Here is a 24,082-nt window from a genome sequence, read left to right as displayed (position 1 = left end):
GAATAAAACAGAAATAAAAAAGGCAGAAACTCACTATGAACTCTACATTGTCGGCACTGACATTTAAAAAGCACTCGCTTTCAAAATTGCTAACCGCAACGTTTGCAACAGCGGTAACGTTAGGTGCTATGACCACCACGCTTACGGTAGATGCTGCAACGCTAGTCGAGAACGTAAAAGGCTATACGTTAAATGAAAGTGGCAAACTGATTACGTTTAAAAACCTTGTCATTGATGAAGGCAAAGTAGTTGCATTAGATATCGACAAAGATAACACGCCTGTCGATAGCACTATTGATGGCAAAGGCAAAGTCATGCTACCCGGGCTTATCGACGCTCACGGGCATTTGCTTGGCTTAGGCGCAAACTTGTTGGAAGTCGATTTGCGAGAAAGTAGCAGTGCACAAGACGCGGCCAAGACAGTTGCCGAATACGCCTTTGCAAATGGACAACAAGCTTGGATTACCGGGCGCGGTTGGAACCAGGAGTTATGGTCTGACAGAGCGTTTCCAACAGCGGCTGACCTGGATAAAGTCATTTCTGACCGACCTGTGGCACTAGCTCGCGTAGACAGCCACGCTACCTGGGTGAACAGTAAAGCGATGGAAATTGCGGGTATAACTAAAGACACCCCATCGCCTGCAGGGGGCGAAATCATTAAAGACGCCGACGGTAATCCTACCGGTGTTTTCATTGATAATGCATCGCAATTAATAGAAGCGCACTTGCCTAAAGCAAGCAACGCTATTTACGAGCAACAATTACATGCAGCAGGTGAGCACTTACTAGCAAATGGTGTTACGTCAATGCACGATGCTGGCATAGACAGAGACGTTTACGATTTCTATTTAAAAGAAGCGGTAGAAGGTGACTTGCCTGTGCGTATTTACGCCATGGTGAGTGCGACAGACCCTGACCTCAGCACCATGTTAGGCAATGGCGCTATCCGCGATAAAGACGACTTTTTATATATTCGTTCAGTTAAAGCTTATGGCGATGGCGCACTAGGTAGCCGAGGCGCAGCATTGCTTGAACCTTATTCAGATGCGCCGCATCAACATGGATTGCTGTTAACTCAACCAGAAGATATGACCCAACTGTTTACTACGGTAATTGGTGCGGGCTTCCAGCTTAACTACCATGCCATTGGTGATAAGGCTAACCATGTTGCACTGAACGAGTTTGAAACCACGTTTAAGAGTATTGGCGGCAGCGAACTGCGCAACCGCATTGAGCATGCACAGGTGATTGCGCCTGACGACCTAGCTCGCTTTGCTTCGCTAAATGTTTTACCTTCCATGCAGCCAACTCACGCCACCAGCGATAAAAACATGGCGGAAGATCGTTTAGGAAAAGATCGTATGAAAGGCGCTTACGCATGGAAAACGCTACTCGATTCAGGTATTGCACTGCCTTTAGGCTCTGATTTCCCTGTTGAGCTTGCTAACCCATTTTACGGCCTTCACGCTGCGGTTACGCGACAAGACAGAAACAATCAACCCGTAAAAGGTTGGTATGCCCACGAAGCGTTAACCATTGAACAAGCCTTTAAAGGGTTTACTTTAGATGCAGCCTACGCAGGGCACATGGAAGATACCTTAGGCACACTAACTCCAGGAAAATGGGCAGACTTTATCTTGGTCGACCAAGATATTTTTACCATTGATGCCAAAGACATTTGGAAAACCGAAGTACACGCCACTTATGTGGCTGGAGAAGAAGTTTTTTCTAAATGAGTAGCGAAAACAAAAGCCTGTTAACCAAAGGGATTGGCGGCATTGGCGCTGCCCTTTTGGTGTTAAATGGCCTTATTGGGGCGGGCATTTTTGCTCTGCCCGCCAAAATGGCCGCTGAGCTCGGCGCTTTCAGCCCTTACATCTTTTTGATTTTTGGCGCGCTAATGCTGGCCATTGTGTGGTGTTTTGGGCAGCTAGCGGCGCTGTACCAAGAAACCGGTGGACCTGTGGTGTACGCCCAGAAAGGCTTTGGCGACGCAGCGGCGTTTCAAACTGGCTTTATTTACTATTTAGCTCGCGCAACCGCGATTGCCGCCAACATGCACGTGTTATTGCTGTACGCCGGCTATGTGTGGCCCGAACTGAATGCGGGAATAGGCAAGTCATTCGCTATTATCGCGCTTACCACAGCACTAATCGTAGTGAATATTGTCGGCCTTAAGGCCGCCATGCGTTCACTTGATACTATCTCGGTGCTAAAACTGCTGCCTCTTGTGGCGCTTATTGCGGTTGGTTACTGGCAGCTCGATTTTTCTACTGCGCTAGCACGTTCTTCGGAAACCGTTGTACCGGCGTTTGACACCATATCTGCTGGTGCCCTACTTACGCTTTACGCTTTTATTGGTTTTGAAACGGTAGTGGTCACGAGCGGCGAGACCAGTTCGCCGAAAAAGACCATACCTCGGGCTTTGATGCTTACGGTTTCAGGTATTGCCATATTTTACTTTTGCGTGCAGTGGCTTTATTGGCACACAGTAGGGCCTGCAGAGCCGGATAGCGCACCGCTTATCGCACTCGCCAATATAATATTTGGCGAAACTGGGGCGCTTATAATGACGCTAACCGCCGTTGTGTCGGTTGCCGGTAACTTACTGGCAAATATGATATCTACATCTCGTCTGACGTTCTCTATGGCGCAGCAGTCACTTATTCCAGGTAAACTCGGACAGAAGTTAGGCGAAATTCATGCGTCCTTCGCTACCCCAGCTGTTTCCATATCAATACTGGGATTATTTGCAGGAGCTATGGCACTTAGCGGTAGCTTTGTATGGCTGGCTATTTCAAGCGTGCTTGCCCGGCTTGTGGTTTACGCCGTGTGTGTAGTGGTGTTGATGAAAGCACAGCGAGATTCATTGCAAGGGGCTTCCTTGCAGAGCGCTACTTCACAAGCCAGCATGCAGCAAGATACTTCTGGGAAAGACGCTTACCTTAAAGGCTCTGCAGGCGCATTTGCCATCCCTGTAAACCTGTTTCGACGTCTGATACCCTTTGTCGCACTAGCGGTTTGCGCATGGTCTATTGCGCAGTCTTCAACCAACGCGTGGCTATTTTTACTGGGTGAATTAGTGGTTGGCGCACTGCTTTATTTTTTTTATTTCGCTCCAAGCAACAAAGAATCAAAAGGTTAAACCGTGGAAATTCAAGTTATACCCGTTACGCCCTTTGCCCAAAACTGTTCATTAATTTGGGACTCATCCACTAACAAAGGCGCGTTTGTCGACCCAGGTGGCGACGTTGAAACGTTAATTGAAGCTGCGTCAAATAAAGGCGTGAGTATAGAAAAAATCATACTCACTCATGGGCACTTAGATCATGTGGGCGGCACTGTTGCCATCGCAGAGCATTACGGTGTACCGATTTTTGGGCCTCATATTGGCGACAAATTTTGGTTAGATGCACTTATGCAGCAAAGCCAAATGTTTGGCTTTCCACCCGCCCAACCTTTTATTCCCAACGAGTGGTTAAACGACAACGATACCATTTCAGTGGGCAATTTAACGCTAGAAGTGCTGCATTGCCCGGGTCATACACCTGGTCATGTGGTGCTGGTAGAACGCTCAAGTAATCGCGTTATTGTGGGGGATGTCATTTTCGCAGGCTCTATTGGCAGAACGGATTTCCCACAAGGTAATCATCAGCAATTAATCGACTCGATTAAACAGAAAATTATGGTGCTGCCGGATGATATGACGATTTACCCGGGTCACGGGCCAACTACAACGGTTGCAACCGAAAAGGCCACGAATCCTTATGTATCTGGCAGGTTCGGTTAGCCTAATTAAAAATAAAAAGGCGAGGTACGTTTAATTGCCATTAACGCCCTCGCCTTCCTGCTAATTGACGCCCGCTACATACAAGCATGAAGCGATAATTAACAGACCTTACAAATAATGCTTATTCGTAAGCGCCACTTGCATAATGCAACTCATAGCTGTGGCTATAAATTTCAAGGATGTTGCCAAACGGGTCTTCCATGTAAATCATGCGGTAAGGCTTTTCACCAGGATAGTAATAACGCGGCGCCTTCATTCGCTTTTTACCACCAGCAGCGACAATCTTTTCAGCCAAGCCTTCAACATCTGGGTCTTGAACACAGAAATGAAAGATACCGGTTTTCCAATATTCAAAGTTGTTTTCTGGGTTCTCTTGGTTGCTGAACTCAAAAATTTCAACGCCAACACGATCACCTGTTGAAAGGTGCGCAATGCGAAATTTCCCCCAACCTGGACCAAATACATCGGTACACATTTCGCCAATTGCCGAGTCATCTTCAATAATCTCTGTTGGCTTCATGATGAGGTACCAGCCAAGTACTTCGGTATAAAATTTCACGGCAGCTTCTAAGTCAGGTACCGAAATACCGATGTGAGAAAACGTACGTGGATACGGTGTTTTTACTGCTTCAGTCATCACTTACTCCTATGTAGTGCAAGTTATCAAAATGGCTTAAGCGGTCGCCTCGTCTAGAAGGCCAACTCGAACACCGCTTAAGTGAATGTGCATACATAGTAGCTAGACAAAGATGAAACATGAAATTATGATATTTTCTAAATTTGATAAATTTAAATTATATAAAAATGATAAACCCTATTTGGCTAGACACCTTCATCACGTTAGCAGAAACGGGGAACTTTACGCGCACCGCAGAACAACGGTTTATGACGCAGCCGGGCGTAAGTCAGCACCTTAAGAAACTGGAAGAGGCTTGTCAGTGTGAACTAGTCGTCCGTTTAGGCAAAGGGATTCAGCTAACTGAACAGGGCCAGCGTGTGTACCACTATGCCAAGGAGCAGCAGGAAAAAGAGGAAGATTTTATTACCAGCTTAAAGTTTGACGCCCCTTTTGAAGGTAAGTGCGTAGTGGCCTGCTCGGGTGCTATTGCTCAGCGTATTTACCCAGCCTTACTGGCACTGCAAAAACAGCATAGCGCGCTTAATATTCACGTGGAAGTCGCACCTCGTCGTACTATTTTGTCAGGCATTGCGAGCAATACGCTGGAGCTTGGCATTGTGACAAACCAGCCAGAGAGCGAAGATATACATAGTGAGTATTTAGGCGAAGAAGCATTGGGGCTTATTCTACCGCGTAGTCTACCTGACGCGCTTGCTGCGCAGGTTCCTGAGTTATCTGAAAACGCGCAGGGTTTTGTTTCGGATTCGGATTCGGATTCGGATTCGGATTCGGATTCGGATTCGGATTCGGATTCGGATTCGGTAGCAAAAGTAGCAAGCGTATCTGGAAAAGCAAAGAGTAAAACTGGTGATGGTAGAACAATAAAATCCGTCATCAAGCATTTAGGGCTTATCAATCACCCTGATGCAATGCACTACTTACAGCGCTATTTCAACGATTGCGGAGAAGCTGAGTTAGCTAACATTAATCCAAATAAGTTGCCTCATGCCGGCTACATAAACCAGCTTTCGCAAATTCTACTGCCGGTAAGCGAAGGATTGGGTTACACCGTGCTGCCCACCAGCACACTAGACTTTGTGTCTTTTGCCGACAAACTTACCGTCTACAAAGCCAAAAATGAAGTAACCGAGCCCCTATACAGTGTTCAAACACCCCACAGCGCTCTACCCGCCCGCTACCAAGTAGTGAAACAAACCATCACCCAAGTATTGGGTTAAAAATGGGGTCAGAGTACATTATCGATCTAGCTAACCTGAATATTGGGGTCAGAGTACATTATTAGGCTGGTTTAACAACTAAGCGGCGAGCTTTTTGAGAGCGGGGCAATTAACGTTACTCTGACCCCACAATTCGTGATTAGTCGTGAAGCGATGGATCTGGCGCTACCATTTCGGCTTCTTTTTTGTGTTCAGGGACATCCACTTTACCCGAGGCTATGACTTCGCCTTCCTGCCATAACTTCCACTCGCCCCGTTCGTAGATATCCCACTGTTCATCGTTTGTTAGCGGTTCAGTAGCAATAATGCTCACTACATCTTTTGGCGTGGTTTCAGCTGCAAAATCAATTTCCACCTCTACATCACTCAAACAAGCGGGGCCGAAAGGTGCTCTACGAGTAATGCTAGCTAACTTTGTACTACAGAACGTAAATAGCCAATCGCCGTTACTCAGCAAGCAATTGAATACACCTTGCTGAGCATACTCCTTTGAAAGTGCCACCAGCGTTTCAGCTAACTGCTCTGGCATAGCGTCTCGAGGGAGGTTTTGCCTGACGTTATTCATAATATCGCAGAAAAGCTCTTCGCTATCGGTGTCCCCAACTGCTTCGTAAATACCCGTTCGGCGCGAGAAGCTAGGTAGTTGCCCGTTGTGCGCAAACACCCAATATCGCCCCCACAGTTCGCGAGTAAAGGGATGCGTGTTAGCTAAGTTAATGTTACCCACATTAGCCTGACGAATATGGCAAATCGCATTCTTGCTTTTTATAGGCAACTTCGAAACAAAGTCAGCGATGGGTGATGTGGCGCAAGGCTCGGGATCGTGAAACATACGCACGCCCTTCCCTTCATAAAAAGCAACGCCCCAGCCGTCTTTATGCGGCCCTGTTTCACCTCCGCGGCGAGTCAGCCCGGTAAAACTAAAACATAGGTCAGTGGGAGTGTTCGCACTCATGCCTAAAAGTTCACACACAGCGTTTATTACCTATAGCAGTTATTTCATGAAGTACGACGAGAATACGCAAGCACTTTAGCCGAATCAATTCGACATTGGTCCGTAATAAAGGAGAGGCAACAGACCTTACAACCCATTTAATTTTTTAAAGCCAATAACCTTCATACCACTTTATTTTAATTGAATTGCGTAAAAACGTCCGTTTTATGTTTACCTCCCCTTTCATTTACAATAAATAATAATGATAAACAATTACAAACAAACCACTCTTTCATATATATGATGCGCTACCACTCTTTCTCGATTTATTCGTTTTTCGTCATTGTTATGTGTTCGGTGTTATTACCCTACACTTCTTTTGCTAACGAGGTTTCGCCTTCAACTCATATCGCTAATACTGGGAACTACGAGGTAAATCAAACCTTTAAGCATTTATTAAGCGAACATCAAATCGTGGCAATTGGTGATATACACGGCTCCGCAACACCGACAGAGCTCTTAATCAACGCCCTGTCTGATCGTGATATCTTTGAGAGTGTCGACGTCATTGTGACTGAGTTTGGTAATAGCCATTACCAAGCTGAGTTGGATGATTATTTGCTTAATCCCAATACAAAGGTTTCACTGCAAGAATTAGAGCCTTTGTGGCAGGACAGTATTTATTTTATGGCGTGGCAATATGAGCATTACCGCCATTTTGTGCAGACACTAAGATTACTCAATGCATCGTCAAACCATAAAGTTCGCATAGCTCTTGCTGAACCAGAGTTTAAATGGGAAAGATTGAGCAAAGAGCAATGGCAGTCTCTCACCAAAACACGCATTGTTAACTATGAAAAGACTGTGAAGCAGATAGCTGAACAAAACAATAAAGCGATTCTTCTGTTTGGCGCAATGCATACATTAAAGCAGCCGGTGTCGTTAAAGCGCGGGGAAGCAATCAATGAGTTTGTGCCCTTTACTTCTAAGCTTAAGGACCTAAATATTGCGACAATATGGACCCATTTTTCTACATCGACAATACCTGATATTTCTACTCCTACGCTCGTTTTGCTTAACGAAAAGAGTGAATTGAACTCCCCTTTATCCAGCGTTTCAGCACGATTTGCAAACGACACAATTCAAAAGCTTTCAGACGTTGCTGACGCATACTATTACCCGGGTCCTTTGAACCGTCATGCGCCAGTGCCTTCACATATTAAACAAAACAGCCAATGGCACCACGAAATGAATCGGCGCGCCGCAATAGTTGACGAACGAGTCTCAGCACAAATCGCTAAGCAATTAGCTGAATGGCAAGCCAAAACCGACTAGCATTGTGAAATTATGGGGTCAGAGTACTTTTTTAGTAATGTACTCTGACCCCATTTATTCGGCGTGTTGTTGGGGCTGACAAATCTCATGTAGTGCTGAAGGGGCGTCGACGCTGAGATAGAGTGTGTCCATCGACTCAATAAAAGTCGCTAAACCAGAGTAATACTTTTGTTCTGAAACAAAAGTAAGTTTAACGTTTGCGTTGCCTATACCGAAATGGAACTGTTCTTTTGTTGAAGCAGCCGTCCAACTGCCTGTTTCTACTTGTTTAATATTGGAAAGTGGAATAACAGTCATTCCCCACCACGAATTATTCACCATAAGCTTATCTTTTATAAGGTAAACAGAGTAATGCTTGCTGACTCTGTAGTTAGCAATAAACATCACTATGAGGTAAAAAACCAAGGTTGCCACGACAATGGCAACCGTTTCACTCCAAAGTGCTATGGCGAGATAACTTGCATACGTCGCAACTACAAGCGCTACACAAACCAGTGACACATGCCACCACTGTGCGGACCATAAATGCAGATTGGCTATGGCGGGAACATGGTTTCTACTAAAACGAGGAATGGCGTAGTACCAACTGGCGGGCTCATGAGCAAACATAAGTGCCAACTCTAACTTCTTTGCTTCTTTTGACCCTTTTTCATAAATGTTATCGCCTTCATATTGTTCCAGCATATGAATTCGCGGATCGCCAGAGAGCTTTCGAGCCCCCCACAACGCTTTAACTATCGTTACCAGAAGGAGAATTTCTATCACCATCAATACGGCAATAATCGGATATTTAAGATAGGTAATGAATTCGAAGTAATAGGCTAACTGCTCTGGATAGTTATAGCGTGCGACCAAACTACTTAAAGAAAGAACTAACAATAATTTCCACAGAGCCTGATTGCCAACTTGAATGATCCAGAAATAGTAAAGTACAGGCAAAAAGACAAAATATGCTAACGTAACAAGCAAGGTATTTCGCCAATGTGCTTCAGCCCAAATACTTTCAAAGGAGAAGGTTATTTCAGGAAGGGTTTCAGGTAAAAATAATGCGCCCACATAAAAGCAGGCAGCAGCAACTATTAGAAAAGCTATCCGGTATTTAACGGGTTTGCGCATAATTCATCCCTGATGCGTTAAACAAGCTGGCTGAATGCCGAACCAGCGTTACACCTACCATACTGAAAATGCGCCGAAACCAAAAGCGTAAATCGTAAAACTAATGGGGTCAGAGTACATTACATAGAAATGTACTCCGACCCCATTTTTTAAGCAGCTTTCACTTTGGGAGAGTCTTCGTGCTCAATTGCGTTGCTTTGAGTATCGCTTTTTGTGCTGCTTGATTCGTCTGTAGTTTGGCTATCGCGTACGTTTTTCTGCACCGTAATAGCGGCGAAAAGGCTTAATATGAAGGCCATGCCGAAGAAGCCTTTTTCACTTAATAAAAGCTCAGCATTTAATAAGCCAATTACCAACAATACGATGGCTGATGCGGTGGCTACAGCTGATGCAAGGAAATACGCTTTGGTAGTTGGCACACCTGCCATTTTATCGCGTACCGTTTTTTGTAAGCTCACCACAGAAAACAAGCCAAATAACATAATGGTGAAGTAATAACCCTTTTCATTAAGCGCCATTGGGGCATTGTAAAGGCCGATAAAATAAGCGCTTACACCCACAATTAGGGCTGCCAGTGAAGCTATGCGAAATGCTTTCGTTGGTTTATTCTGAGTCTGCATTGTTAAATTCCTCGATAATAGTTGTCTCACCGTTACTCGCAAAAATAACTGCCTTTTCCGATAAATCGTATTTCTGCATGTAACGAGCAAGGCTGCCAAATGTAGTTGTTTCCACCTTACGACCGTGATCGGACAGCGTCACGCCGTCGCTGAACATACTCGCCAAGCCAAGTTTGGCGCGGCTCATGTTTACTTTTTGCGGCGTAAAATATGCCTTTGCATTAGCTTTTAGCTGGGCTATATCTGTGGTGGAGTACACCGCAGCATTCAGCACATCTAGGGTGTACTCGGTACAGTTTTGTCGTTCACTGTTGAATGGGTTAGCAACCACTGAATAGCGTGGGTTATGCAACAATTTTGCTTTATCTTCGCTGTACATACTTAGAAGCGCTTGCTGCACGGCAACCGATGGGATAATCAGGCCAGCCTCGAGCGCATAAGCACTCCAGAAAAAATCTACAGGATAATCTGTAACTAAATGACTCACGTCTTGTTCATCAGCATCTTGATACAAATTATGGATTGCATAGCCTTTAGCAGTCTCTCCATTATCTAGCTGAATGCTTGAGTAGATAGCAATAGCAGTGTGCGTGAAGCGAATGCCCTCCGGCATGTCTTCAATCGGTCTACCTCGCCTTGCAATAATGAAAGCACGAGCTCCTTGGCTTGCCGCATACTTTTCTACTTCTTTAGAAAAAATGGCAATGGCTTCTGGTGAAAACGAAGGTTTTCCGTGCTGCTGACTACCTGCCAAAGCTTGATTAGCGTTGGCAGTAAGTAGTACCAAAGCCACAGCCATTGAATACAAAAACGTTTTCATACTCTTCCCTGCTTAGATTTTCTCGACTTGCACTGAATAAGACCCACTTAAAGCGCTCACTAATTTTTATGAAGTACTAGATGCACAACGCTTCGCTGTAGCAGTTTTTTACCAAGCTACAGCAATTTTTATAGCTTCCAGTCGCACTCCAAGCCGCTAGCAATTAATTACCGTTAGCGTTTAGTTGTGGTAGTAGTTGTCGTAGTCGTTGTTGTGTTAGTGGTCGCAACGACTTTGTTTGGTGCAGGGTCTGCTGTAATGATTGTTTCGGTAATCACTAACGGCTGGTTATTATCAACGGAGGACTGATGACTAGCTCCGTGAATACTGCGGCTACTCTCGTCAATCACACTTTCAGCAACTGCGCTACCTGCCACTACAGCACTGCCGGTTAGTATCACCGGAACAGCGACTACGGCACTCGCTACTGACGCCGTCGTAGCTAAGCCTTCAGATGCTGCAAGCGCGCTATGTTTACTGGCTTTGCCACTGTGGTCGATAGAATCATCTGCCATTACAGAATGGGTAAGAAGCGCACTACTTAATAGTGCAGTTAACATCAATGTTGAACGCGAATTTTTCATATCACTTGCTCCTAGTATTTAAAGGCGAGATGTGCCTGAACATGTTCTACACTAGAACCAAGAATAAATTTCGTAAACCACAATCGCTGATGTAGTATTAAACTACACCACAAGTATAAATATTTAATACCATGAGCCAAATTAACCTTGTTTACGACACGCTTAAACAATGTTTACGAGAGCAGCGATTTACCTACAAACAGATCGCACAGAAACTGAACGTAAGCGAGGCCAGCGTAAAACGAAATTTCTCTCTACAGGCTTTCAGCCTCGACAAGCTGGAACAGATTTGTGAATGCCTAAATTTGTCATTGAGCGACCTTTTTAGCCTGTCGCAAAAGCAGCAGGAAAAAATTTCCCAGCTATCTGAGCAACAAGAAATGGAGTTACTTGCCAATCCCAAGCTACTGCTTGCAGCAGTTTGTGTGCGTGATGGCTGGCGCTTCTCGGAAATCATCAAGCACTACAATATTTCTGAGGTCGAGGGCATTAAGCTAATGACAACCTTAGATAAACTTAAGCTTATAGAGCTGTTACCGAATAACCGCTACAAGCTGCTCATTGCGCAAAACTTTCGCTGGATCCCTGGCGGCCCGCTAGAAAAATTTATGGAGCAGGAAGTAATGGTGAAGTTTATGGCTCCAAAGAAGAACGAGCCATGGATGTTCCGTTTCTATTTACGCGGCCGCTATTCTCAGACCTCGGTTTCGATTATTCAGCGCCGTCTTGAACAACTGCGACAAGAAGCAGCAAAACTCAGCAGCGAAGATAATGCCCTACCAATTGAAGAACGCCAGCACATTGGTCTTTTAATGGCGATGCGGCCTTGGGAGCCTTCACTTTTTGAAAATATGAAGCGAAAATAAAAGTAATGGGGTCAGAGTACATTAAATAAAAAAGTACTCTGACCCCATTTTTAAGCGATCCCGCTTTCTTCGAGAGCACGCTAAGCAACATTCAGCACATTATTTTGGATGGGCTAAAGCCAGCGTAAAACTTGATGCATGAGTTGCCGCGGGCGTGGAATAAATTTGCGGGAGGGTCTTTTGGCGCTCTCGCATGTGGAGGACAGTAGCCGCTCTTACAATGGTAATAGTGACGAACTTTCTCTTAAAAAGCCTTCCAATCGCTCGACCTGGGTAATTGCCACGCCCCCGTAGCGCTTTTCAATCAACTTTAAATCATACAGCTTCGTTAATGATTTATGTGCGGTAAGTACGGTAACGCCCAATCTTTCAGCATAATCGCTTTGCCTTAAGGGTATAAAGACGTGCTTAGAGGTAAGATACGATTGATAAATTAGCTTAGCTAACTGGACGTGAGTGGGTAAGCGTCGAATATCATCCAACCTTTCCAGCGCCGAGTGAAGCTTTATTGCCAGTGACCGGGTGATGAATTCAGCAATCGCTGGATGTTGGCTTGTCAGAGAACGAAAAGCAGGTTCAGGTATTTGTAATACCTTACATTCCGTTAGCGCTTCAGCGTGATGCGTTCTTGCAAGTGATGCATACAATGTGAACTCGCCAAACGTATCTCCTCGTTGCAATACAGTAGTAATTTGATAACTGCCGTCCAGGCCATAATTACCAATCTTTACTTCTCCTGATACTACAACAGACAGCCCTTTGTTTTTACTTCCCCTATCGTGGATTGTCGCGGTAGCCGCATAGGTTCTTAGCGTTCCAAAAGGCAAACAAAGCTCGACGTATTCGTCAGGCATAATGGTTTGCTGCTTGCCGTGGATGTAGGACATGACATTCAAATCTATACAAGTATATATTCTTGCATGTTAACGCAATGTAAATTCACTCTCAACAATCTCTTGGTGGGAGTCATTACAATGGGTTATCAATGGGCAATTTTAACGGTTTTTATCACGTTTGCTTTGCTGGAAGCGAAGAACGGTAAGCTATTTAAAAAAGCGACAGAAGTAAGCGATGATGGAAAAGTAGAGCTCATAGGTACGTTACTTTTATTTATTGTAACCCAGCCACTGGTTCTCTTTTGTTCTGCAACAATGATGGCACTAGCATTTCCTCAACTTCAGGGAATACTTGTAGATTCCCCTATTCTTTCACACATAGCGCTACTTTTGATTTTCGATGACATGATGCAATATTGGTGGCATAGGCTGTCACATTCCACCCGATTTCTTTACAACCTACATAGAGCACACCATAACGCTAAGTACATGAGTGTTCGCATCATTTACAGAAATAACTTTTTCTATTACCTGTTTATGCCTTCACTTTGGTTTTCCGGTGCACTGATCTACCTGGGTTTGGGTTGGACCTATGCCTTTTACTTGGTGGTTAAACTTACCGTTATCACCGGCGCACACGCAGAGTGGAAATGGGACAAAACACTGTACAGTATTCGGTGGTTACATCCTGTGGCCTGGGTAATTGAACGCACGATATCAACGCCTTCTACACATAGTGCGCATCATGGGTTAAAAGCAGATGACGGCGTGACCAACTACAAAGGTAACTATGGAAACCTGTTGTTCTTCTGGGATGTACTATTTGGAACCGCTAAGATCACAAGACAATATCCTGCACAATACGGTATTGAGGGTATGTTTTACGCCAACTGGAAAGAACAGCTTATTTGGCCGCTTTATAAAACGCCGCGAAAGCCTAAAGCAGTGCAAAGTCCATCGACGAAAGTGAACGATGCTAGCCAACCTTTGATACCAAACACAAAACAATTACCCTCGTGTGAAACAATTGAAGGTAAAGCCTAGCGCATTGGTACGCAGCAAGTAGGTTCGTGCTAGAATAGGGTCTTAATCTAGAACAAGCAGCGGCACTTTATGAATCAACAACCCAATAACCCCTTACATGGCTTAACGCTAGAGAAAATCGTCACGCAACTTCACGAGCGTTACGGATGGGATGGATTGTATTACCGCATCAAAGTGAACTGCTTCAATAATGATCCTTCGATTAAATCGTCACTTAAGTTTCTTAGAAAAACCCAATGGGCGCGAGATAAAGTAGAGCAGCTTTATATTCAGACGTTTAGTAATAATGCTTCAAATGGTGAATCTTAAAGCCATTTGAGCTGCAAAAGATTGAAACCGGTTTCCATAAAAGCGTTCAAAGTCGGCCTAAGCCGCTAGGGACATTAGACAAATAAACCAAGCAATAACACAAGAAAAAGCCCAATAAACCCTATTAAGGTCGCCATGCATGTCCAAGAAACAAAGGTGTCTTTCACCGAAATATCAAAATAACGATTAATGATCCAAAACCCCGTATCGTTCACATGAGACATGGCCGTGGCTCCCGCTGCGATAGCGATTGTCATCAGCGCAAGCACGGCAGGTGAAAAGGCCAAATCCTGCACTACAGGGCCCATTAAACCTGCAGCTGTTAACATAGCAACTGTTGCCGACCCTTGAATAATTCTGACTGAAATTGCGATAAGAAACCCGGCTGCCAACGGGGGGAGCGGCGATAGTGCGACAACATCGGCGAAGGCCTGCCCCGCCCCAGAATCGATGAGCACTTGTTTAAACATGCCACCCGCGCCTGTTACCAGAATGACCAAGGCAACCGGTTCTAACCCTCTCGATGCGATGTTTCTAATTTGCTCGCTAGATAAGCCCTGCTTCTTCCCAAGTACTTTAAAACAGGCGATGGTGGCGATGGTCAGGGCAATGAAGGGATGACCAATAAATAGCAACGCCTCTTTCAAGAAACCATCGGGTAGTGTGAACTTCGCTAACGTTCCAATCAAAATAGCCACCAGAGGAAATATCAGTAGCGCAGCCACTGAAGCAAAACTGGGAAGGTGCGCAGGTTTATTGTGCGACGCCTCTAAAATGTGAGCAGGAACCGGTACATACAAGCGCTTGGCCAAAAACGTCGCATAAATTGGACCGGCTAAACATGCGCAAGGTACGCCCACAATAAAGCCGAATAATATGACTAAGCCGATATCAGCCCCTAAAATTGAGGCTACCGCGACGGGACCGGGTGTAGGAGGTATGAAGGCATGGGTTACGGCAAGCCCAGCAGTAAGCGGAATACCGTAGTAAATGAGCGATTTCCCTGACTTCTTCGCCAATGAATAAATTAGTGGCATTAAGATAATGAGCCCGACTTCAAAGAAAACTGGAATTGCCACCAAAAACCCCGTAAGCACAACCGCCCACTGGCTGTTCTTCTCACCAAACTTAGTATTAATGGTTTGCGCGAGTCTATCGATACCACCAGACTCTTCTAAGAACTGCTCGAACATAGCACCCAGCCCAACGATAGTGGCCACAAATCCCAGCGTATTGCCCATGCCTGATTGCATGGATGCCAGCACATCGGCCGCTTGCATTCCCGTTCCAAGACCGACAAATGCTGCAGCCACCAAGATTGCTATGAAAGCATGCACTTTTCTAACTACCACTAAATAAGTTAGAAGCACGATGCTGCAAATGGCGACAAAAAGAAGTGAAAAGGTATCGGTCATACGTGTTCTCTGGTACCTGATAACGACCTCATCATAGTATGACGAAGCCACAAGCCAACATTAGCTTGCTATCAACATCGACCTAAGTACTTCCCGGCCGATGTTAATTATTTATTAAATAACATTGTATTTTCATAACAATATTATAATCACCACTTGAACGCAACCGGTTTCCAAACTAATATTTATGGTAGTGCTGATAGTGAGAATATCTCTGCGTATCCTCCTGAACTAAACTGTGAGAAGTAAACTTATGACCCACCGCCATGTATTTTTCGTTTCGGGAGTTTCAGGGACGGGAAAATCAACATTAAGTCGACATTTAGCTGAACGGTTTGCTATGCCTTTTGAAGAAGGAGATCGCTACCACAGCGCAGCAAGCGTAGAAAAGATGTCTTCTGGCATACCGCTACAAGATGCAGACAGATGGGAATGGCTAATTACCCTAAACATGATTGCCAAACAGCACCTTCACGCTGGCCGCAACGTGGTTATAAGCTGTTCAGCGCTGCGCTCAGCTTATCGTGACGTGCTAACCAAAGACATTTCGTCTCACTGCCATTTTATTTATCTTCAAGCTTCACAGTCAGTGCTAAGCGCGCGATTAAAACAACGGGAGCATTTTTTTAACGGTGATGCTATGCTCGAAAGCCAGTTTGCAGCCTTAGAGCTGCCTTCAAAAGAAAGCGCATTCATTATTGATGTGGCGCAGTCCTTCGAGCATGTATCCAAGCTAGCCGAAGACTTTATTCGCCCTTTAATATCAGAGTAAGACTGGCGACGTTATTTCGTCTACTGCGCTGATTACCGGAACTAGCGGCACGTTAAAAGATTGAAGAATGAGTAAGGTAAAAAAGTCTCGCACCAAAATATCAGATGTAGCCAATCATTTAGGGGTTCACAAAACTACTGTATCTCGGGCACTAAATAATTCTAGCGGCATTTCTAAATCGTTAGCCCTCAAAATTAAAAAGGCAGCGCGAGAGCTAAATTATATCCCTAACCGTGCCGCCCAATCGCTATGTGCAGACAACAATAGAACCATTGCATTACTACTCCCATCCTTCGGAAACAATGTGTTTAACGATGTAATGTTAGGTGTGAAGGCCGTTGCCGATAAGGCAAATTATGCACTGATGATTGGCGACTCGACCTATACCGAGCTTGGCGAGGAGCGTACTGTCGAATCTTACATTCAACAGAACGTGAGTGGCTTCATTCTTACTTCGACGCGCCATACTGAAGAAACGAGAAAAATGCTGCTAGCCACAGGGACGCCTGTAGCCGAAATTATGGATATTTCTAGTGAGCCCTTTGATATTAACTATGGGGTAAATAACGAATTAGCAGCCCAATCTATGACCCAACATCTCATCGACAAAGGGCGCCGTAATATTGCTTTTTGCTCTTTGTTTTTAGATTGGCGCGCAATATTGAGAAAACAGGGCTGGGAAACCGCGCTTGACAATGCAGGGCTATCAGCAACGCGATATGTCTCCTCTAGAGCCGACGCTTCATTTCAAGCTGGTGCTGAGCTTCTCTCAGAAACACTGCATAAGTGGCCCGATACTGATGCGCTATTTTTTGTGAGCGACGAACTTGCGGCCGGCGCGGTCATGGAATGTAATAGGCGAGGTATTAAACCTGGCAAAGATATCGATATCTGCGGTTTCAACGACTTGAGTTTTGCACGTTCAATTTACCCAGCACTAACAACGGTTTCAGTCCCGCGCCGAAAGATGGCAGAAATGGCAACCGAATCATTGATAGCGCTAATAGAAGGCGAAGACGTTGAACGAGCGAGCCAAGTTTTACCCTTTGAGCTTAAAATACGAGAAACTGCTTAGCAGACATCTGAAAGTTTCAGCCCTTAGACTTAGTGCCCGTTAGCCTAGTACTCTCTAACTAGCTACTCTAGTCTAGCTCTTCTAACCTAGTCCCTTGGGCGTGGTAGCCAAAAAACTGGCGCCCAAAAGCCTTCTGCCTGAAAGCCTTTTGTCCTTGAACCATTTGCCCAACAACTCTGTGAAAATCCTTTTTAAATAAATTGCAGGGTAGTAAGAGATACTCCCCTGCTCATTTATTCATTATTAAACGCGACGTTGCTAGTTAAGCATCGGTGTAAAGCGTAGTTATCCACTTCTCTTCGCTAATGAAATTCCAGCCCCAGTCGGCCCATTTTTCATCTAAGCCCATTGCTTTAACTTCATCAAGGGTTTTGCCGTCTTGCTTAAGTGCCTTAACGTAGTTGAACGTTTCAGAGATCATAGCTAAAAATGCGCTGTATTCTTGCTTGTTACTTATGTCGCCATGGCCAGGAATGATAACCGTCTCGTCATCTATTTTAGCAAGCAGCTGTTTTACTGAGTCCATATAGCCTTCAACATTGCCACCTGCGCCTTGGTCAATGTAGGGAAAACGACCATTAAAGAACAAATCCCCTGTGTGCATTACGTTTGGTTGCTCGAACCACACTACGCTGTCGCCGTCGGTGTGGCCTACTGCTAAGTGCATCACGTGAAGGGTTTCACCATTGAAGTAAATTTTAATTCCGTCTTCATAGGTGATAGTTGGCAGCGCTTCGGGTTTTACTTTTTCATCGATAGCTAAACGAACTCGCACATTCTCATGGGCAAGAATGGTTGCACCTTTATGACTGTGGAAAAATGCGTTAGAGCCCGTGTGATCGCCGTGATAGTGAGTGTTTATCACGTATTTTGGCTTGTCGCTGCCTAACTCACCAAGCTGTGCTGCTATTTTTTCAGCAAGGGGAGCGAATTGATCATCAATGATCAAAACACCGTCTTCCCCGGCTGATACGCCAATGTTTCCGCCAGCCCCCGTTAGCATGTGCACAGAGCCTTTTATCGCGGTTGCCTTTACTTCGACATCGGCAAATCTATCTTGTGCGCTAGCGGTGTTAAACGTTGAATATGCCAGCGGGCTCACAGCGATGAGTGCGGCCATAATATGTGTGCTAAAACGAGGTGCAGTTTTCATTATTATTTCCTTGTAAAAAGCCTGTTTAAATAAGACCTCTTACACTATGACCTAAATTCACAATTAGATCATTTTTTCATCATCAGGAATATCACCAACATAAGCGAAACGAGGAAGGGTTTCTCCATCTTTTTCAACCGACTCAACAAACATATCTAGAGGGCGAACCCAAAGCGCTTTTTCGCCGTAGCATGGGCGGTATACCACTAGCTTGCTTTCGTCTTCTGAATGCGTCGCCACTTCGTATACATCGTATAAATTACCTTTGTAATGCTTGTAGCGACCTGGGGTTTTAAGTTGTTTCGCGTCCATATTATCCTTCGAAAAAGTAGAGTGAAATTGTAAAGGCGTATTTGCCACGGTTGCACAGTAGAGTTCAATGAGCTCTATCTGCTTATTTGTGTAAACCTGGCTTTTGAAAAGCTACCTAAATTGATGGATGTTTAGTGCAGCATCATTACGTTGAGTATAACAAGCAACTGAAGTGAGGCTAGAGCCCTTCAGCATCTATTAAAAGTGTGTGAGGCGTTTCATTTAAATCTGACCAAACGGTAAAACCAACTGCTGTGTTGATTGGTCGGCAGCAAGACCTATATGTACCCCAACAAGGCGGATACCCCGTCCAGTTGCTCGCTCGAAGGCTTCCTGCATTAACGTGCGAAAATACGCTTCATCCAGCGTTACGCAGCGGTGTTCTACCGTAGTTAATTGGAAGTCGTTAAACTTAAGCTTTACTCCCTGTGTGCGAATACGTACCGGCTTACCCGTTCGCTTCTTGTGATTTTCCATTCGCTCTTGAAGCTTTTCAAATAAATGTGGCAAGAAGTCAATGCACTGCTCTAAGGTGTGGATGTCTTCGCTTAACGTACGCTCCACACCAATAGACTTGCGTTCACGAGATACCGATAGTTCACGTTCATCAATACCGTGAGCTCGCTCCCACAGCACACTGCCAAATTTACCCAGCTCTTTTTGAATACGCTCAAAAGGGTATTGGCGAACATCGTCGCAGGTATTAAGCCCCATACGCTGAAGCTTTTGCATGGTGACTTTGCCCACGCCCGGTATTTTCTTTAAAGGCATGTCGCGTACAAACTCATCGAGCTTATCAGGAGTAATAACACAAATTCCATCAGGCTTGTTTTCATCGCTCGCTACTTTTGCCACAAACTTACAGGGAGCGACACCTGCTGAAGCGGTAAGCCCAAGTTCACTTTTAATGCGCTCGCGTATTTCTTCGGCAATTAACGTGGCGCTGCCACCACAAAATTCACTGTTGGTCACGTCTAGGTAGGCTTCATCTAATGATAAAGGCTCAATGAGGTCGGTATAGTCAGCAAATATCTTACGTATTTTTTGCGACTCAGCAGCGTATACATCCATGCGCCCTTTCACTAGAGTGAGGTTAGGACATAGCTTTAAGGCATACGCTGTGGCCATAGCTGAGCGCACACCAAATTTACGGGCGGGGTAGTTACAGGTAGAAATAACCCCTCGACGGTCGGCACTGCCGCCAATCGCAATGGGAATATCGCGCAAGGCTGGGTTATCGCGCATTTCAACTGCGGCGTAAAAACAATCCATGTCGACGTGGATAATTTTTCGCATTACCTGCCTTTGCTCTTAACGTGCTCACACGAAACTGTACAAAAAGACAGTATATTATCAATAACGTTTAATTACACTACCTCGTTATGGAATATTGATAATATTAACGGGTCCCTAATCCCCGATAAGAGGCAGGCGTTAAAACGAAGGCATTTTATAATGGGTGGTTGACTGAACGAGAGTAGTCAATAAAAAGCGGCGACACCCCAACGTTGGAGTGTCGCCGCTCAATCATAAATCGCCTTGAAAAGTATCAGAATTAACTTAAGCGGAGTTACCTACTTCGCTCGGCCTAACCAATACATTACTCGTGATGTCGACATCATCACTTCCAGGCTTCCCTCAGCAGATTTTCTCGCATGTAGAGAGTGGCTGCGGGCTGGGCCAATCAACGCAGGGCTCTTCCAAATACTGATGCCTTCAACCGTCATTTCGCTGAGTTCAGAAGCACTATAGTAACCCCAGTCACCGTCATGCGCCGACGTCACAAGAAGTGTCTGTTCAGTAGCGGTTACTGGATTGGCTACCATGTCGACAATACTCATATTTACAGAAACGTCTGATGTCTTCGTCAAAGTGGTTTCATTTACTTCAAAAATAACCAGAGATTGGCTCTGATCGTTATAACAGGCAAGTTCGGATGCAGCGTCACTATCAGCGTTTATAAAGGTAAGACGCGCACAAGAAATATCGGCGCTTGCCTGAATAGAGAAACCAGATGTTGTTGGCGTTAGTAATTGCGTTATGTCGTTACCTTGAGAGAGCGCCACATACACATTGCCATTCATCGACACAATATCAAAATCACGGAAATATTGAGGCATGGTGTAAGTAGCCAACATAAGTTGATTGTTCACGTCGACCGCTTTTAATGTGCGACCATCAACATAGACTGCATCATCAAAACCATCGTTATTGAAGTCGAATGCCTTGATAACTGAAACATCGTTCGAATAGTCGCCTGTAATCTCATATTGAATAGAGAAATCATTTAATCGCATTGCAGCGAATGCGCCATCATAGGTTTGTGCAGTAGGCAGGAATAAATCACCGGCACCATCATTGTTGTAATCGGTAGTTACGGCAATACTAGAGTTATCCCAGTTAGAGGAAATTTCTTCACTAGTGATGTAATTCCCTGTGTTCTCCATTAGTAAGACTTTAGAGCCGTCATAGCCGCTCCCCGTACTCGGTACGAAGAAAACAGCACGTTCGTCACCAGGATACAAATCTGCCCACCCAGCCGCATTAAAGCTATCTAGTTGATGTGTAGTTGCTGTCGTTTTTATTGTTGCAGAAGTTGCCGTGACATCTGCCGTTACAAGTAAATCTTCACCAGAAGAAGTAGTGCCAGTGCCCCATAACAGTTCATTAAGGCCATCGTTGTCGGCATCGCCAAGGGTCAGCGAGGTAGAACCATGATCCACCATATCAATGCTAAATACTGAAGTTAGCGTATTGTTAGACAGCTTCATGGCGTGAACATTGCCCCATTGGCAGTCCCCTACAAGCAATACAGGATTACTATCATCAGTCAGTTTTCCTGCGCTAATGTCACAAGTATTAAAATTCTCAACACTCGTAATTTGAGATTTGTTTTGTGCTGAGTACACATAGATGTAAGACCAACTGTCAGCCCCTACAATTTCTTCAATACCGTCGCCATTTATATCGGCAACAGCAATGTGGCGACTACTAAATCCTGAATTCAAAAACCACTGGTTTTCCCCAGATCCAAGGTCATAAACCAAACCAGAGTTGGTAACCAGTTCTAACTGAGTGTCGGAATCTACATTACCCAGAGCAATTTCATAGGTATCTTCAGCGGTAAACGTAAATAAAGGTGTTTCGGGCGAACCAAGGTCTACCACCACAATATCACTGGCTTCGCCGTAATCACGTGATGAATATAGGTAGGCCAATTCATCGTCACCATCATTATCTATGTCACCGAGAACAGCACTATGTATGTAATTGTCGGTAGTAAAAAGCGTTGTTGCCGTCTCGTCAATGTCGGTAATAACGGATACGCTGTGTTCAGATATCACTAGAATATCGGGGTAATCATCGTTATCAAAATCTGTGCTGAGAACTTGCTTAACTTTTCCAGCGTCCGCCATTATGTATGGGTACATCCAAGTTTGGTTATAGCTGCCATTTTGATAAGACAGCAAGAATATGCGGTTTGCAGAATCGGTGGAAAGAACTTCATTGTCGCCGTCATGGTCAAAGTCACCCACTACCATTGAATTGTTCATTTTAGGCACTTCAATACCCGAGCGAGCTAATTCTTGAACCTCATTATTAGTCACTGAGACATGGGTTTTGACTACTTCAGCCCCCTCTTGCCCCGTCGAAAAACCAAATGCGTAAAGCTGGGTTTTAAACAACTGATTACTCGGCGCTTGCCAAGAAATCAATCCATCTTCATTAATGGTAGCACCTGAAGGTGCTGATACTAAGGTGGGTATCCCTTGGTTGTCACCAAGATCAGGGTCAGACACAATGGCTCTGAATTCGATAAATTCTCCTGGAGACACTGACTCTGGTAAATTCTCGAACGCTACTTGTGCCGGTGCATCCGACAGAACAATTGAAATGCGACCTGACTCTACAGTGTTAGCACTATCTGAAACGACCATAGATACTTCAACTAAATCGTTAAATACAGCGCGGTAGGCCGGTAAGGTATCACCTGATATGTCCTCTACTAAGACACCGTTGATGTACCACCGGAAACTGACCGATAAATCTTCGTAGTCTGTATCGTTATCATTATAATAGCCGGGACTAACGGTAATAGGTGTCGTTGTATCGACTGTGTCCCAGTTGTAAAATTCAGGTGCATAGACAGTTGGTGGGATAGACATGTCAGTAATAGCGACAAGAGTTCTGTCAGCAAGGTTACCACCAATTAAATCATAGGCATCGACTAAAAATGTACCTACATCGTAGTTACCGTCGTTATCAGTATCTTCTAGATAACGAATAATGCCTTCTTCGAAAAGTAACGTTGCAGTTTTATCACCTGCTACAACTACTTCCCCCATATACATGTATGGCCATAAATATTCAGGGGCCTCTGCTTCAATAGCTAATTTACCTTTAGAGCCAACATAGAAGTCTAATTCAGCATGGTTTACGGTTTCATTAGGCGAATCATGTATATTGAAATCGCCTTCTAATTTGTATTGCTCTGAGCCAATAGTGAACGCGACATGCTGGCTGGTATCTACGTAATAGTTACCGTTAGTTTCGTTGAAGCCTTCATCGATTGAGACGACACCCGACAAAGTATAAGGTACGCCGTCGTAAGTCCAAGTGAGGCTATCAACATACAAGCTGTATTTCACAGCGCTCTCTGACACGCTTTCAATGGCGATGGCCGTTGATCCGGAAATGGCTATGCCGTTGCTATATGACCAACAGTTTTGGTAATTCATGGCGATGACACCTGTTAAGGAGTCTGTCACCTTCCCGTCATAGGCAACGCTACCACCTTGATCACAGGCGTATGTTTTCTTAATCGCTCCGCTTTTTACATCATCAGTGAAGTCCTGTTCTGCCAGTTCTGGCACCGTCATAACAGAATCACTAAATAATAAATTGAACGCTTGTTGGACCAACTGAAGATCAACTTCCGCATCAGTTGTTTTGCCTTTGTATTGGGCGTTTGCAAGTGACTTGGCTGCAGTGTTAAGTCGAGACGCGTCGTAATCTTTTGCGTTTTTGATGATGGTAGATGGCGAAACCGAAGAGGAGCCTCCATTTACCGGCCCCGCAGAGTCCGAACCTCCGCCTCCACAAGCCGCTAAGGTTAATGCGACTATACCGATAGTCCCGAGGCGTACACTGCGTGTCATAGCTCTTCCTTGATCTGTTGTTATTGGAATTAGTATTTTTTGAAGTTTAAATTTAGCGTAAATATAAATGTGGAGCAACGAAATA

At 44.8% G+C, this 24,082-nt stretch carries 22 protein-coding genes; 10 read left to right on the top strand and 12 right to left on the bottom strand.

Annotated elements, in window-relative coordinates; genetic code table 11:
- The first annotated feature begins 35 nt into the window (after window positions 1-35).
- From BGK61_RS13135 to BGK61_RS13125, 3 genes are read left to right on the top strand one after another with little or no spacing between them, the layout of a single operon-like run.
- A complete protein-coding gene (locus BGK61_RS13135) occupies window positions 36-1,736 on the top strand; it encodes an amidohydrolase (RefSeq protein WP_076012949.1) in 1,701 nt (566 codons plus the stop codon).
- Window positions 1,733-3,145: an APC family permease gene (locus BGK61_RS13130; RefSeq protein ID WP_076026089.1), complete on the top strand. Its 1,413-nt coding sequence runs from the start codon at window positions 1,733-1,735 to the stop codon at window positions 3,143-3,145. Before BGK61_RS13135 ends, BGK61_RS13130 begins: the two co-directional genes overlap by 4 nt.
- A 3-nt stretch (window positions 3,146-3,148) precedes the next feature.
- Window positions 3,149-3,790: an MBL fold metallo-hydrolase gene (locus BGK61_RS13125; protein ID WP_076012664.1), complete on the top strand. Its 642-nt coding sequence runs from the start codon at window positions 3,149-3,151 to the stop codon at window positions 3,788-3,790.
- Between the two features lie 121 nt (window positions 3,791-3,911).
- On the opposite strand, the gene BGK61_RS13120 is transcribed toward BGK61_RS13125, so the two are convergent.
- Entirely contained in the window at window positions 3,912-4,427 is a 516-nt protein-coding gene (locus BGK61_RS13120; RefSeq protein WP_076012665.1) for a lactoylglutathione lyase family protein, read from the bottom strand.
- Window positions 4,428-4,594: 167 nt separating this feature from the next.
- On the opposite strand from BGK61_RS13120, the gene BGK61_RS13115 reads away from it, so the two are divergent.
- A complete protein-coding gene (locus tag BGK61_RS13115; protein ID WP_076012671.1) occupies window positions 4,595-5,647 on the top strand; it encodes a LysR family transcriptional regulator in 1,053 nt (350 codons plus the stop codon).
- A gap of 139 nt (window positions 5,648-5,786) precedes the next feature.
- Here the strand turns inward: BGK61_RS13115 and BGK61_RS13110 are convergent, their stop codons facing one another.
- Window positions 5,787-6,620, bottom strand: a complete 834-nt coding sequence (locus BGK61_RS13110; RefSeq protein ID WP_014999611.1) for a class II glutamine amidotransferase — start codon at window positions 6,618-6,620, stop codon at window positions 5,787-5,789.
- Between the two features lie 309 nt (window positions 6,621-6,929).
- Between BGK61_RS13110 and BGK61_RS13105 the strand changes: the two genes are divergently transcribed.
- Complete coding sequence (locus tag BGK61_RS13105) at window positions 6,930-7,916, top strand: hypothetical protein (protein WP_234349531.1); 987 nt, start codon at window positions 6,930-6,932, stop codon at window positions 7,914-7,916.
- Window positions 7,917-7,970: 54 nt separating this feature from the next.
- On the opposite strand, the gene BGK61_RS13100 is transcribed toward BGK61_RS13105, so the two are convergent.
- From BGK61_RS13100 to BGK61_RS13085, 4 genes are all read right to left on the bottom strand, one after another.
- Entirely contained in the window at window positions 7,971-9,032 is a 1,062-nt protein-coding gene (locus BGK61_RS13100) for a hypothetical protein (RefSeq protein WP_076012667.1), read from the bottom strand.
- A gap of 149 nt (window positions 9,033-9,181) precedes the next feature.
- Complete coding sequence (gene yiaA / locus BGK61_RS13095) at window positions 9,182-9,652, bottom strand: inner membrane protein YiaA (RefSeq protein ID WP_076012668.1); 471 nt, start codon at window positions 9,650-9,652, stop codon at window positions 9,182-9,184.
- The gene (locus tag BGK61_RS13090) at window positions 9,636-10,472 is read right to left on the bottom strand and encodes a DUF2145 domain-containing protein (RefSeq protein ID WP_014999615.1); all 837 of its coding nucleotides are present in this window, start codon (window positions 10,470-10,472) and stop codon (window positions 9,636-9,638) included. Before BGK61_RS13090 ends, yiaA begins: the two co-directional genes overlap by 17 nt.
- Window positions 10,473-10,645: 173 nt before the next feature.
- Window positions 10,646-11,056: a hypothetical protein gene (locus BGK61_RS13085; RefSeq protein WP_014999616.1), complete on the bottom strand. Its 411-nt coding sequence runs from the start codon at window positions 11,054-11,056 to the stop codon at window positions 10,646-10,648.
- A gap of 131 nt (window positions 11,057-11,187) precedes the next feature.
- On the opposite strand from BGK61_RS13085, the gene BGK61_RS13080 reads away from it, so the two are divergent.
- Window positions 11,188-11,922, top strand: a complete 735-nt coding sequence (locus BGK61_RS13080; protein ID WP_014999617.1) for a helix-turn-helix domain-containing protein — start codon at window positions 11,188-11,190, stop codon at window positions 11,920-11,922.
- Window positions 11,923-12,137: 215 nt separating this feature from the next.
- Here the strand turns inward: BGK61_RS13080 and BGK61_RS13075 are convergent, their stop codons facing one another.
- A complete protein-coding gene (locus BGK61_RS13075) occupies window positions 12,138-12,809 on the bottom strand; it encodes a Crp/Fnr family transcriptional regulator (protein WP_076012669.1) in 672 nt (223 codons plus the stop codon).
- Window positions 12,810-12,896: 87 nt separating this feature from the next.
- On the opposite strand from BGK61_RS13075, the gene BGK61_RS13070 reads away from it, so the two are divergent.
- Window positions 12,897-13,802 carry a sterol desaturase family protein gene (locus tag BGK61_RS13070; protein WP_076012670.1) on the top strand — a complete coding sequence of 302 codons (906 nt, stop codon included), beginning with the start codon at window positions 12,897-12,899 and terminating at the stop codon, window positions 13,800-13,802.
- Window positions 13,803-13,871: 69 nt separating this feature from the next.
- On the top strand, window positions 13,872-14,111 hold the full coding sequence (locus tag BGK61_RS13065) for a VF530 family protein (protein ID WP_014950784.1): 240 nt from the start codon (window positions 13,872-13,874) through the stop codon (window positions 14,109-14,111).
- 74 nt (window positions 14,112-14,185) lie between these two features.
- Here BGK61_RS13065 and BGK61_RS13060 read toward each other — a convergent pair whose 3' ends face one another.
- Window positions 14,186-15,526, bottom strand: coding sequence for a GntP family permease (locus BGK61_RS13060; RefSeq protein ID WP_076026088.1), 1,341 nt, complete (start codon window positions 15,524-15,526; stop codon window positions 14,186-14,188).
- Between the two features lie 253 nt (window positions 15,527-15,779).
- On the opposite strand from BGK61_RS13060, the gene BGK61_RS13055 reads away from it, so the two are divergent.
- Both BGK61_RS13055 and BGK61_RS13050 read left to right on the top strand, forming a co-directional pair.
- A complete protein-coding gene (locus BGK61_RS13055) occupies window positions 15,780-16,298 on the top strand; it encodes a gluconokinase (protein WP_076012401.1) in 519 nt (172 codons plus the stop codon).
- A 67-nt stretch (window positions 16,299-16,365) separates the two neighbouring features.
- The gene (locus BGK61_RS13050) at window positions 16,366-17,373 is read left to right on the top strand and encodes a LacI family DNA-binding transcriptional regulator (RefSeq protein WP_014999622.1); all 1,008 of its coding nucleotides are present in this window, start codon (window positions 16,366-16,368) and stop codon (window positions 17,371-17,373) included.
- Between the two features lie 262 nt (window positions 17,374-17,635).
- On the opposite strand, the gene BGK61_RS13045 is transcribed toward BGK61_RS13050, so the two are convergent.
- The 4 genes from BGK61_RS13045 to BGK61_RS13030 all read right to left on the bottom strand — a co-directional run bounded on the left by BGK61_RS13045 (window position 17,636) and on the right by BGK61_RS13030 (window position 23,997).
- Window positions 17,636-18,526, bottom strand: a complete 891-nt coding sequence (locus BGK61_RS13045) for an MBL fold metallo-hydrolase (protein WP_076012402.1) — start codon at window positions 18,524-18,526, stop codon at window positions 17,636-17,638.
- 63 nt (window positions 18,527-18,589) lie between these two features.
- The gene (locus tag BGK61_RS13040) at window positions 18,590-18,838 is read right to left on the bottom strand and encodes a DUF1653 domain-containing protein (RefSeq protein WP_014999624.1); all 249 of its coding nucleotides are present in this window, start codon (window positions 18,836-18,838) and stop codon (window positions 18,590-18,592) included.
- A gap of 222 nt (window positions 18,839-19,060) precedes the next feature.
- Entirely contained in the window at window positions 19,061-20,134 is a 1,074-nt protein-coding gene (gene dinB / locus BGK61_RS13035; protein ID WP_076012403.1) for a DNA polymerase IV, read from the bottom strand.
- Window positions 20,135-20,412: 278 nt separating this feature from the next.
- Window positions 20,413-23,997, bottom strand: coding sequence for an FG-GAP repeat domain-containing protein (locus BGK61_RS13030; protein ID WP_076012404.1), 3,585 nt, complete (start codon window positions 23,995-23,997; stop codon window positions 20,413-20,415).
- Between the last annotated feature and the right edge of the window lie 85 nt (window positions 23,998-24,082).

Origin of the sequence: Alteromonas abrolhosensis, from assembly GCF_001953635.1 — a bacterium.
GTDB classification, from domain to species: domain Bacteria; phylum Pseudomonadota; class Gammaproteobacteria; order Enterobacterales; family Alteromonadaceae; genus Alteromonas; species Alteromonas abrolhosensis.
Note: the sequence above shows the minus strand (reverse complement) of the source record. Positions and strands in the feature narration are given on the sequence as shown.